This is a genomic window from Halalkalibacter akibai JCM 9157, from assembly GCF_000513135.1.
GTDB classification, from domain to species: domain Bacteria; phylum Bacillota; class Bacilli; order Bacillales; family Bacillaceae_D; genus Halalkalibacter; species Halalkalibacter akibai.
In genome coordinates this window covers 90,015-102,388 of the sequence record NZ_BAUV01000001.1, presented here as the reverse complement: position 1 = coordinate 102,388, position 12,374 = coordinate 90,015, and the positions used below count along the sequence as shown (strand labels likewise).

Here is a 12,374-nt window from a genome sequence, read left to right as displayed (position 1 = left end):
AAACACCTCTCCGTTTCAAGTCTTATTTATCGTTTAATGCTTTAAGTCCAGGAAGTTCTTTCCCTTCCATGAATTCAAGGGATGCACCGCCACCTGTTGAGATATGGCTCATTTTATCTGCGATACCAAACTTCTCAACTGCTGCAGCTGAATCTCCACCACCGATTACTGAGTACGTATCTGTACTGTCAGCAAGAGCTTCACCTACACCGCGAGTTCCTTTTGAAAATGCTTCTAATTCAAACACACCCATTGGTCCATTCCAAATCACAAGCTTTGATTCAGAGATCACCTTACGATATGTATCAATAGTTTTTGGTCCGATATCAAGAGCTTCCCAATCAGCTGGAATTTCGTTGATATTAACGACTTTAATGTTCGCATCATTTGAAAAATCATCGGCAACTGTTACATCTAATGGCATATAGAAATTAACATTGTTTGCCTTCGCTTTTTCCATGAATTGTTTAGCAAGATCAATCTTATCTTCTTCAAGTAAAGATTTCCCAACCTCATGACCTAATGCTTTCACAAACGTGTAAGCAAGTCCGCCACCGATAATTAAATTATCAACTTTGTCTAAAAGGTTGTCGATCACACCGATTTTGTCTTTTACTTTTGCTCCACCGATGATTGCCGTGAAAGGACGCTCTGGATTCGAAAGTGCTTTTCCTAGAACATCTAGTTCTTTTTCCATTAAAAGGCCGGCAACTGCTGGTAAGTGATGAGCAATACCTTCAGTTGACGCATGCGCACGGTGAGCCGCACCGAAAGCGTCATTTACATAAACATCAGCAAGAGCAGCAAATGCTTTTGCTAGTTCAGGATCATTCTTTTCTTCACCTGCATAAAAACGAACGTTTTCAAGTAAAAGGACGTCGCCTTCAGAAAGCGCGTTTGCTGCTGCTTCTGCTTGTGGTCCGTAAGCTTCATCGACTTTTTGAACATCTTTGCCAAGAAGTTCGCTTAGGCGAGCAGCTACTGGAGTTAAACGAAGCTCTTCCACTACTTCCCCTTTTGGACGACCAAGGTGAGAAGCTAAAATTACTTTTGCGCCTTGTTCCACTAACGCTTGAATCGTCGGAATAGCCGCACGAATACGAGTTTCGTCTGTTACTTGGCCGTCTTTCATTGGAACGTTGAAATCAACACGACAAAATACCTTTTTTCCTTTTAGGTCAATATCACGGATTGTTTGTTTGTTCATTGCTAGGACCTCCTGTATCGGCGATTGTTTTTTTCAGAATAAAAAGGAGGAGAAGCAAACCTTCTTCCTCCTCTTACCAACTGTTACCTATTATAGTCCTTGCTTCGCGATGTAATCAACAAGGTCTACAACACGGTGAGAGTAACCAGACTCGTTATCGTACCAAGAGATTACTTTTACCATGCTGCCTTCCATAACCATTGTAGAAAGAGCATCGATTGAAGAAGAATGCGGGTTGCCGTTGTAATCACTAGATACTAGTGGCTCTTCGCTGTAGTGAAGAATTCCTTTTAATGGACCTTCAGCAGCTTCTTTAAGAGCATTGTTCACATCTTCAACTGTTACGTCTTGGTTTAACTCAGCAACTAAGTCAACTAAAGAAACGTTTGGAGTTGGAACACGCATAGCTCCACCATTTAATTTACCTTTAAGTTCAGGAAGAACAAGAGCAACTGCTTTTGCAGCTCCTGTAGAAGTTGGGATGATGTTCTCAGCAGCAGCACGAGCACGACGGTAGTCCTTGTGTGGAAGGTCAAGGATTTGTTGGTCATTTGTGTACGAGTGAACAGTTGTCATCATACCACGCTTGATTCCGAACTTATCGTTAAGAACTTTTGCGAAAGGTGCAAGACAGTTAGTCGTACAAGAAGCGTTTGAGATTACATGGTGGCTTCCTGCATCATATTTGTCTTCGTTAACACCCATTACGATTGTGATATCTTCGTCAGAAGCAGGAGCTGAGATGATTACTTTCTTTGCACCAGCTTCGATGTGTTTTGCAGCGTCTTCACGCTTAGTGAAGAAACCAGTTGATTCAACAACTACTTCTACTCCACGTCCAGCCCAGTCAAGTTTCGCAGGGTCACGCTCAGCAGAGATGTTAACTTCTTGTCCGTTAACAACTAATGTGCTGCCGTTTACAGTTACTTCAGCATCTAAGTTGCCGTGTACTGTGTCATATTTAAGAAGGTGAGCAAGCATGTTAGCATCCGTTAAATCGTTGATTGCTACTACCTCTACTGCAGGGTTGTTAAGCGCTGCACGGAATACGTTACGTCCAATACGTCCAAAACCATTAATACCAATTTTTGTTGCCATGTTCAAATCTCCTCCTAGTGCTTCTGTTTTAGATTTATCAAAAAGAGCATTGCCCTTTTATCTACGAATGATCAAAAAGATGTAATAAAGATTCTGCAGCTGCTTCATCTGTAATTAACACATCGCTTGGACGGTATTTCATATAAGCAGCAATGGCTTCCGCCTTTGAGCTTCCTCCAGCAACGGAAATTACATACTTGTCTTCTTCAAGGTCATCGAGCTGCAACCCAATGGTTCTTTGCTTGTGAATCGGCTCTCCGCTTCGGTTAAAATAGTAACCGAATGCTTCTGCAACAGCTTCTTCACTTTTTAATTTATCAAGAAATGAATCTTTAGAATCTCGTCTGGATGCCATTGTAGTCGCATCTCCAATCCCATGAATAACGGTACATGCTGATTGGATCAAATTTAGGATATCCTTAACGGATGGTTCTAATACGAGTGATGCGTAAGCTTCTTGACTAATTTGATCTGGAACATGTAAAAGTCGATATTGAGCTCCAGCTCTTCTTGCTAATTGAGAGCTAATTGTATTAGCTTGGTTCTCAACCTGCTCGCCAAGACCACCCCTTGCTGGTACAAAAACAACTTCTCTCGTTCTTGAATCCGGCTGCATCATTTCTGCAACTGCTGCTAAAGTAGTTCCACCCATTACAGCGACAACATCTTTTGGCTCGAGGATTCTTTTTAATTCCTTGATACAAGCCCGGCCCATCTCGCGTTTTACCCAAGTATCCTGATCACTGTTGCCAGCAACCACGATCACTTGTTTAACCCCAAGTTCCGTTTCTAGCTTGTTTTCCAGCTCTCTGAGTCCAAGTAGGTCTTTCATCACTTCTTCTAATTTAAGAAAAAGCTGTTCTCCTTCTTCGGTAATACTCATTCCAGCCGTCGCAAAATGCACAAGCCCTTGTTCTTTTAAAAAGGTTACTTCTCCTCTAAGAACACGCTCTGATAGCTGTAAGTTTGCAGATAAACTTCTACGACCTATCGGTTGCATGAGCTTAATGTAGTGTAGGATTCGATACCGTTTTACCATAACATCTAGCAAATCAGGTAATAATTTTTTCTGAATGTCTAACAATAGTTGCATAGAGCCTTACTCCTTTTCAAGGTAGGACTCAATATGTCCCGCATAGACTTTTCGTGTCCCGATCTAATCAAAAAAAGACCAAATCCTTCCTACAAGTTCATCTTACAAAAGATTAGGTCTAAACACAAGTTAAATTTGCCCATTTAATTCAAGTAAACGCTTTCTTATTTTTTCCCTAGAGAGGATACCGAAATCAACCTCTTCGTTGTTAATTAACACGACTGGAATCATAATTTGATATTTCTCCAAGAGGGCATCATCTTGGTAGATGTCAACTACTTTTATCTCAAATTGAAATTCTTCAGCTAATGGTTTGATTACTTCGATGCCTTTGTCACATAGGGGGCAGTCGATTTTTGACATGACTGTTACTTGTAGCATGGGGTTGATCACTCGTTTCTATACTATAATGTTGGTAGTTCGTATTAAGCTATATCGATTTGCACCATTGCGCTGCAGTTGCAGGCACTTGCTTTCAGCGGGGAGGATGCCAAGCCCCACGACGTTCGTCTGTGGTGTCTTGCCCTTTCCTCTTTTCTCGCACGAGTCAAAGGTCTTCACCGCTTCATTTCACTTGTGCTCAGCAATATCCTAGTGAAGTTGAGTCCCACAAATTATTGAGCGGACTCAGGTGCTCTTATTTGGGTAAAAATCGCTAGTTGTGGGTGTTTAGCGGACTACTGGTTCCTTAATTCCCTTGAATCAAGTAGATCTGAACCGCTTTTTTCCTAGATAAGGGCTCCTGGGTCCGTTTGTTACTATAATTCTGCTTTTTTCTTTGTAATAGAGGCCTCTGTGTCCTCTTAGGTTTTTTTAGCGGACTCAGAGGCTCTTATTTAGCTAGAAACCGCTAGTTGTGGACGGTTAGCGGACTAATGGTTCCTTATTCCCTTGAATCAAGTAGATCTGAGCCGCTTTTTCCCTAGATAAGAGCTCCTGGGTCCGTTTGTTGTTATAATTCTGCTTTTTTCTTGTAATAGAGGCATCTGTGTCCTCTTAGGTTTTTGCATCTGATGATTCTTGGCAGTGGTTTCGCTCATTACTGAGTTAATCCCAAAACGCAAACAGCCTTTTGGGATTAACTCTCATACCGTTTTCTCTTACTTGAGGCGGGGATGCCTAGTTCGTCTCGGTATTTGGCGATAGCTCTTCTTGATACGTTTGTTTGTTTTTCGGTTTGGAGCCAGGTTGCGATTTTGGCGTCTGATAATGGTTTTTGTTTATTTTCGGTTGCGATCAGTTCTTTCATCCAGTTTTTTATGGATTGGCTTGATGTCGTATCACCTGACTCATTTTGCAATGATGAAGTGAATAATGACTTAAGTTCAATCACACCTCTTGGGGTATCAGCATATTTATTCGATGTAGCACGGCTGACCGTTGATTCGTGCACTTCGATTTCATCTGCTATTTCTCTAAGTGTCAATGGTTTTAACACTCCGGTTTTATTCAAGAAGTATTCTTTCTGGTGTCTGGCTATTGCTTCAGCGACTTTTAAGATTGTTTGTTTTCGTTGTTGAATCGTTTTTACTAACCATTGTACTTGCTGAACTTTTTGCTTGGCATATTGAGTTGATTCAGAATCTCCTTCTTGCTGAAGCAATTGCTCATAATGATGATTTAATCCTACATTCGGAATGAGGTCATCTTCTATATGGACAAGCAAATCTCCTTCATATGGGACAATCCTGAGTTCAGGTTTTACAAACTGAACCGGCTCGGATATAAATTGGGTGCCTGGTCTAGGGTCAAGTGTTTGGATCAGATCTTTTACTTCTTGAATTTCAGCAAGAGTGACTTTTAAAACTAAAGAGATGTTTTTCCACTTTCTTTTTGCGAAAGGCTCCATGTAATGCGTGATGATTTGTTCAGCTAGGAAATTTCTATTTTCTAACCTTTCCAACTGTAAAAGCAGACATTCTTGCAAGTCACGTGCTCCGACACCTGCAGGTTCAAAACTTTGTAGCGTAAAAAGTAGTTCTTCGCCCTCTTCAAGATCCAATTGCAGTTCTTCACAAACTTCAGAAAGAGGTCTCGCTAAATATCCATCCTCTCTTAAACTGTAAATTAAATAATTCATCTCTTTTTTCTGTTTTTTTGATAGCTTTAATTCTTGAACTTGTGCTAGTAGATGATCATTTAGCGTTTTCCGGTTGATATGAGCATAATCAATAATTGAGGGCTGGCTTTCCTGCTGAGTTCTTCGGTTTGAGGTCAAAAAGGAATAATCCTCATTTTTCTTGGATTCCTTTACATCGAGTAACGGGTTATCAAGAGATTGCTCATTCAGATAATTCACAAGCTCTACAGCTGAGTATTGTAAAAGGTGAATCGCTTGACGTAATTCCTGTGTCATGACTAAACTCGTTGTTTGTTGTTGATATAAACCAAACTGCAAAGATCTTCCCCTCCGTTCATGTTCATAACAGTCCAACGGTTCTTATATATTGTAAGCGCTTACTGATATGTATGCTACTCAATGTTTATTTCATTCCTATTCCTATTATAAAGGATTTAAGTTGCTAAAACTATGTTAAAGCTTACCTATACCGTTTAGATATTTTAAAAACGGATATTATGAAAGGAGGGTTTAAAGATCTTAGTATGGAATAGTATGTATAAGAGGTTATTTTAGGGCACCTCTAAAAAAAGAGAAGGTAAATCATTTGACCTTCTTTGACCATTTTTGTATGATGTACATAACTTATAATGAATGCATGTTTCTAACAGGCACTCATTAAAAGCATGGTCGTAGTAACCATGCAAGCTTTTAAAGTCACTACCATTTTGAAGGAGGAATTTCAATGAATCTAATCCCTACAGTAATTGAACAAACAAACCGAGGCGAACGCGCTTATGACATTTACTCTCGTTTATTAAAAGATCGTATCATCATGCTTGGTAGCGCGATCGATGATAATGTTGCAAACTCTATCGTAGCTCAACTTTTATTCTTACAAGCAGAAGATCCAGAGAAAGACATCTCAATCTACATCAATAGCCCTGGTGGATCAATCACAGCTGGTATGGCAATCTATGACACAATGCAGTACATAAAGCCAAAAGTATCAACTATTTGTATCGGTATGGCTGCATCTATGGGTGCCTTCTTATTAGCTGCTGGGGAAAAAGGCAAGCGTTTTGCTCTTCCAAACAGTGAAGTAATGATTCACCAACCACTTGGTGGAACACAAGGTCAAGCTTCTGATATTCAAATTCACGCAAAACGTATTATCGAAATGCGTGAGAGCTTAAACAAAATTTTATCAGAGCGTACGGGTCAACCTCTTGAAGTAATTGAGCGCGACACAGACCGCGATAACTTTATGATTGCAGCTAAAGCGCAAGAATACGGTTTGATCGACAAAGTCATTCCTGCATCTAAATAATTTGACTAACAAGCTAGAACGATTTGTTCTGGCTTGTTTTTTTGCAGAGCGGAAGGCACTTGACTCCTGCGGGAAAAGAGGAAAGGGCAAGACACCACAGACGAAGTCGTACTTGGCTTACCCCGGAAAGCAAGTGCCTGAAGCGCAATGCAACGGAGCCGAAGGAGAAAGTTACTGAGAGAGACAAATAAAAAACACCGTTTCCTAAACAGGCAACGGTGTTTGCTTTTATTCAGTTTCAATGAAAGCACTTAATGTTTCAAGAGCTTCAGCTTCGTCTTTACCTTCTGTAATTAGCGTAATCACAGTGCCTTGACCAAGCGCTAAGCTCATTAATCCCATAATGCTTTTCGCATTTACTTTTTTCTCGTCCTTTTCGATGTAAACATCGGCTAGGAAGCGAGACGCTTCTTGAACAAATAATGCGGCTGGTCTTGCTTGTAAACCTGTTTTTCTTTTGATTGTAACTTCTTTTTTCAACATATCAATCATTTCTCCTCTATAAGTTCTTTTATTTTTTAGTTTCTACATCAAATGGTTGACCGTTTCTTAGTTTATCGGCAATTTGGTCTAATTTTCTGAGACGGTGATTAACACCTGATTTACTTACGGGGCCAGAACCGACCATTTCTCCTAATTCTTTAAGGGTTACGTCTTGATGAAGTACTCGTAATTCAGCAATCTCCTTTAATTTAGGTGGAAGTTGGTCAAGTCCCATGACCCGATCAATCAAACGAATGTTTTCAACCTGTCTTAGTGCAGCTCCAACTGTTTTATTTAGGTTAGCAGTTTCACAATTGACGAGCCGATTTACCGAGTTACGCATGTCCTTCATAATTCGGACATCTTCAAAATATAATAAAGCTTGGTGAGCTCCAATGACATTTAAAAACTCAGTGATTTTCTCACTCTCTTTTAAATACGTAATGAACCCCTTTTTGCGTTCCAATGTTTTGGCTCTTAATTGATATTCGTTCATCAGTTCACATAAGGAATCATTATGTTCTTCATAAAGCGAAAAAATCTCCAAATGATAAGAAGACGTTTCGGGATGGTTAATCGACCCTCCAGCTAAAAATGCCCCTCTTAAGTAAGCTCGTTTACAACATGAACCTTTTGTTAGTTTTTTAGAAATCGTTCTCATAAAGATGAGTCCTTCTCCCATAATCTCTAACTGCATTAATAATTCTTTCACTTCATGTTGCATTCGAACGAGATACACATTGTTTTTTTTCAAACGCATCTTTTTCTGAACGAGCAGTTCAACGAACATCGTCGGATACACTCTTTTAATAAGTGTATAAATCCGTCTTGCAATCGCTGCATTTTCAGTCGTCACATCTAACCCTAATTTCATTTGATTAAACGAGACCGACCCATTCATCCGAATTAAAGCAGCAAGTTCAGCTTGCGCACAGCAGTCTTCAGATTCAAGCTGTGTTAATTCTTTTTTCGTTTTGGCTGCAAAGGACATCGTCCTCCTCCTTTCAGCCGTGTAGTGAATCTTCATTCGTTGAACTACACGTTTATTTAATCTCGCTTGCTCGTAAAATGGCTTCAGACACTTTTACCGCATCATGTCTTAAAATATCATTTCGTTCTAGAACAAAATGATCTCGAATAATAGAGATTCCGAGTCTCATCAGGCGCTGTTCATCAACAATAACAGGAACAGCCCCTTCTTTCGCGTAACGAGCTTGAATAGTTGAAGAAACAGGCGAGCCATTTACTAGAATGTCATCAACTAACTTGCATCCACAATGATCAACAATTGCTTGAATATGGTCAGCCGCTGTGTAATGATCGGTTTCACCAACTTGAGTCATAACATTACAGATATACACTTTTTTAGCTTTCGACTGCTTAATGGCATTTGCAATACCAGGGACGAGCAAATTAGGAATCACACTCGTATAAAGACTTCCTGGACCGAGTACAATCAAATCGGCTTCTTCAATGGCTCGAATGCCCGCTTGAAGCGGCTGAATTTCCTCTGGTGTTAAAAACACTCGCTTAATTTGTTTTTTCTTAAGCGGAATAAGTGATTCACCCGTTACAACCGTGCCATCCGTCATTTCTGCGTGCAAAACGATACTTTGATTAGAAGCTGGATAAACATTTCCTCTAACATTTAGAACTTTGCTTAATTCTGTGATGCCTCTAGCAAAATCCCCCGTGATCGACGTCATCCCAGCTAACAATAAATTCCCTAAAGAATGTCCAGATAAGCCATTGCCGTTTGCAAAACGGTGCTGAAATAACTCTTCCACTAAAGGTTCAACCTCTGCTAGCGCTATCAAAACATTTCTGACATCCCCTGGTGGAGGTATGTCTAATTCTTTTCGAAGTCTGCCTGAGCTTCCTCCGTCATCTGCCACTGTTACAATGGCAGAAATATCAACAGAGAATGTTTTTAACCCTCTGAGTAAAACAGATAAACCGGTTCCCCCTCCGATTACCACTACATTTTTTCTTTTCATTAATGGGCTTCCTTGCCTTTTTCAATATCCCGATGACTTACGTGTAAGGCATATTCATCAGCGAAGGATTTACCAAAATACTCAGCGAGAGTAACAGAACGGTGCTTACCACCAGTACAACCTATCCCGATTACAACTTGACTTTTTCCTTCTCGTTTATACTGCGGAAGCATGAATTTCAACAGATCGGTTAATTTCTCAATAAACTGCTGAGTTTCAGACCATTTTAATACATAGTTCGATACTTCTTCTTGGAGACCTGTTTTCGGTCTCATATGATCAATATAATGGGGGTTCGGTAAGAATCGAACGTCAAAAACAAGATCAGCATCAATCGGCATTCCATATTTAAAACCGAAAGACATGACATTTACCGTAAAAGGATGCTTTTCATTAGATGAAAATCGTTGGATGATCTTCTCTCTTAATTGAATCGGCTTCATGTCTGTAGTATCAATAATTTGTTGCGATCGACCCTTCATTTCTTCAAGCATTTCGCGTTCTAAACGAATGCCTTCTAATGGCAATCCATTAGGAGCAAGTGGATGCGATCTTCTCGTTTCTTTATAGCGTTGAACAAGCTTCGCGTCCTTCGCATCTAAAAAGAGGATTTGAAGTTTGTAGTTTAAATTAAGTGAGAGGCTAATTGAATCAATTGCGTCAAACATATGTTCAAAAAACTCACGACCACGTAGGTCAATAACGAGAGCTACTTTATTCAACTTACCGTTAGAACCCTCAATTAACTCAACAAATTTTGGAATAAGGGCAGGAGGTAAGTTATCGACGCAAAAATAACCCAGATCCTCAAAGCTTTGGACTGCAACAGTCTTTCCCGCTCCTGACATTCCGGTAATAATCACAATTTGAATTTCTTCATGCTCGAGTGTCAACCTCTTCACCTCTCTTACTAAAATTCTGGTGTTAAACGATAAGATATTAATTTAAAATCTTTTGTATAGTAAAAAGTCCCATACATTAATCCTTGGCGACTTAATACATGGCGAAACATGTATAAATCTCCTTCTGCCATTGGAAGTTGAGACACTTCTTTTATCGGTTTCCACTCCAAGTCCCCTTCAGGAGATTGGTCAAATAACTGACCTTGATAACTCTTTGCTTGAAAGGTAAACATCATCCATTCATCAACCATTTGATCGTTTTCAAGAATGACAATCGTTGAAATGGCTCGCAATTCAGCTGAAACCTCGAGTCCTGTTTCTTCACGAAATTCTCTTTCGGCTGACTCTTTAATTGTTTCACCAGGTTCCATTTTCCCACCTGGCGCTACCCACCAGCCCCGACTTGGCTTTTGTAATAGTAATGTTTGATCACCTATTGTAAGTACACAGTTTGTTATCCGTTGCAACAGCTTCACCCCACGTCACCTAGTCCATGTTATTTAATGCTTTTTAACCCTTAAAATAATATATAACACGGTCTATTATATTATTATACAATTAATTGAAAGGTCTCACAATTGCTAGAAATAGGGAAAAAGCGGATTTTACTTTATTTATGGATGTTTTGTGAATGGAAAAAAGCTAAAAAAAGGGCACGGACCTAAGTCCGTGCTTTAAAATATATAAAAAAGGGGGTCAATTACTTATTTATATCTTACCCTTTTTATATTTCATCCGTGTTACAAAAGGATTAAAAACGAATGACGTTTGAAAGTGGGACGAGACTAGTCATGGCTTAGGCTGAACACCTTTTTCAATAAAACTAATTTCGGGGTTGCACATCATTCTTCCCTACCGGCTCCGTTGCATTGCGCTTCAGGCACTTGCTTTCCGCGGGGAGGAAGCCAAGCCTCCACGACTTCGTCTGTGGTGTCTTGCCTTTTCCTCTTTTCCCGCAGGAGTCAAGTGCCTTCCGCTTCATTTCACTAGTTTTAATTAAGCAAAAAAAGAGACTAGGACATAGCAATAATATTGAACTGAGAAATAAAGCTAGGCTCTAACTTAGCGGATGAAATATACGTAGACTCCTGCGGGATGAAAAGCAAAGGTGAGACCCCACAGTGCGTAGCACGAGGAGGCTCACCAGCTTCCCGCGGAAAGCGGAGTATATTTCAGGAGCGGTGTATTTGCACCATCCATCATTTGTTCGAATTTTTGTCCTAGCATAAATCTTGGTTATGCTTTTTGTTTATCTGTTAAAGATTCTAGGTAGTGTTGGACGTTTTGTGCGGCTAGGCTTCCGTCACCTGTTGCTGTGACAATTTGACGAAGTGATTTTTCACGGATATCTCCTGCTGCAAAAATACCAGGTACTTTTGTTTCCATCTCTTCATTTGTTTCAACATAGCCATCTTCATTTGTAATGCCTAAATTTTTAACACTTTCATTAAGAGGAAGCATTCCAATATAGATGAAAACTCCGTCTGTTTTAAACTCTTTTTCTTCTCCTGTTTCTGTACTCACAAGAGTTAAACTACTTACTTTGTTGTTTTCGCCGTTGATTTCTTTTACTGTGTGATTCCAGATAAATTCAATTTTCTCGTTATCAAACGCGCGTTGCTGCAGAATTTTTTGAGCACGTAGTTCGTCACGACGATGAACAACCGTTACTTTTGATGCAAATCGAGTTAGATAAACGGCTTCTTCCACCGCAGAGTCCCCGCCACCAACAACAACAAGTTCTTTATTTTTAAAGAATGCTCCGTCACATACCGCACAATAAGAAACTCCACGGCCGCCTAATTCCTTTTCACCTGGTACGCCAAGTTTCTTATACTCAGCTCCAGTCGCCACAATAACAGCGCGCGCCTTGAATTCCTTGCTTCCGGCTTTGACGATTTTAAATTCACCTTCATCAATGATTTCTTTAATATCACCGTAACCGTATTCAGCTCCAAATTTCTTCGCATGTTCAAACATTTTTGTTGAAAGTTCCGGGCCTAAAATATGATCAAAGCCAGGGTAGTTTTCGACATCTTCTGTATTAGCCATCTGACCACCTGGAATTCCACGTTCAACCATGATCGTGGATAGGTTAGCACGTGATGTATAGACAGCTGCCGTCATACCAGCTGGACCTGCTCCAGCAATGACTACATCATAAATTTTTTCCTCACTCATTTAATTCCACTCCTTTATATGAGC

Annotated in this window: 12 protein-coding genes; 1 reads left to right on the top strand and 11 read right to left on the bottom strand. The window is 40.0% G+C overall.

Features of this window, described 5'->3' with window-relative positions; genetic code table 11:
• Nucleotides 1-22: 22 nt before the first annotated feature.
• From JCM9157_RS00515 to rpoN, 5 genes are all read right to left on the bottom strand, one after another.
• On the bottom strand, nucleotides 23-1,207 hold the full coding sequence (locus JCM9157_RS00515) for a phosphoglycerate kinase (RefSeq protein ID WP_035660964.1): 1,185 nt from the start codon (nucleotides 1,205-1,207) through the stop codon (nucleotides 23-25).
• A 90-nt stretch (nucleotides 1,208-1,297) separates the two neighbouring features.
• Complete coding sequence (gap, locus tag JCM9157_RS00510; RefSeq protein ID WP_035660962.1) at nucleotides 1,298-2,305, bottom strand: type I glyceraldehyde-3-phosphate dehydrogenase; 1,008 nt, start codon at nucleotides 2,303-2,305, stop codon at nucleotides 1,298-1,300.
• 61 nt (nucleotides 2,306-2,366) lie between these two features.
• Nucleotides 2,367-3,398 (bottom strand): sugar-binding transcriptional regulator, encoded by a 1,032-nt coding sequence (locus JCM9157_RS00505; protein WP_035660961.1) that lies wholly within the window; start codon nucleotides 3,396-3,398, stop codon nucleotides 2,367-2,369.
• A 129-nt stretch (nucleotides 3,399-3,527) separates the two neighbouring features.
• Nucleotides 3,528-3,779, bottom strand: a complete 252-nt coding sequence (locus tag JCM9157_RS00500) for a glutaredoxin family protein (protein ID WP_035660959.1) — start codon at nucleotides 3,777-3,779, stop codon at nucleotides 3,528-3,530.
• Between the two features lie 697 nt (nucleotides 3,780-4,476).
• Nucleotides 4,477-5,796, bottom strand: coding sequence for an RNA polymerase factor sigma-54 (gene rpoN, locus JCM9157_RS00495; protein WP_035660958.1), 1,320 nt, complete (start codon nucleotides 5,794-5,796; stop codon nucleotides 4,477-4,479).
• Between the two features lie 406 nt (nucleotides 5,797-6,202).
• Here rpoN and clpP point away from each other — a divergent pair, with 406 nt between their 5' ends.
• Entirely contained in the window at nucleotides 6,203-6,787 is a 585-nt protein-coding gene (clpP, locus tag JCM9157_RS00490) for an ATP-dependent Clp endopeptidase proteolytic subunit ClpP (protein ID WP_035660956.1), read from the top strand.
• Between the two features lie 228 nt (nucleotides 6,788-7,015).
• Here clpP and JCM9157_RS00485 read toward each other — a convergent pair whose 3' ends face one another.
• From JCM9157_RS00485 to trxB, 6 genes are all read right to left on the bottom strand, one after another.
• Nucleotides 7,016-7,270, bottom strand: coding sequence for an HPr family phosphocarrier protein (locus JCM9157_RS00485; RefSeq protein ID WP_035660953.1), 255 nt, complete (start codon nucleotides 7,268-7,270; stop codon nucleotides 7,016-7,018).
• A gap of 28 nt (nucleotides 7,271-7,298) precedes the next feature.
• A complete protein-coding gene (gene whiA, locus JCM9157_RS00480; RefSeq protein ID WP_035660951.1) occupies nucleotides 7,299-8,261 on the bottom strand; it encodes a DNA-binding protein WhiA in 963 nt (320 codons plus the stop codon).
• A gap of 52 nt (nucleotides 8,262-8,313) precedes the next feature.
• A complete protein-coding gene (mgfK, locus tag JCM9157_RS00475; protein WP_035660948.1) occupies nucleotides 8,314-9,267 on the bottom strand; it encodes a gluconeogenesis morphogenetic factor MgfK in 954 nt (317 codons plus the stop codon).
• The gene (gene rapZ / locus JCM9157_RS00470; RefSeq protein ID WP_035660947.1) at nucleotides 9,267-10,160 is read right to left on the bottom strand and encodes an RNase adapter RapZ; all 894 of its coding nucleotides are present in this window, start codon (nucleotides 10,158-10,160) and stop codon (nucleotides 9,267-9,269) included. The genes mgfK and rapZ overlap by 1 nt, the downstream gene beginning before the upstream one ends.
• A gap of 17 nt (nucleotides 10,161-10,177) precedes the next feature.
• Nucleotides 10,178-10,636, bottom strand: a complete 459-nt coding sequence (locus JCM9157_RS00465; protein ID WP_035661256.1) for an NUDIX hydrolase — start codon at nucleotides 10,634-10,636, stop codon at nucleotides 10,178-10,180.
• A gap of 769 nt (nucleotides 10,637-11,405) precedes the next feature.
• Nucleotides 11,406-12,350, bottom strand: coding sequence for a thioredoxin-disulfide reductase (gene trxB / locus JCM9157_RS00460; protein WP_035660944.1), 945 nt, complete (start codon nucleotides 12,348-12,350; stop codon nucleotides 11,406-11,408).
• Nucleotides 12,351-12,374 lie beyond the last annotated feature (24 nt).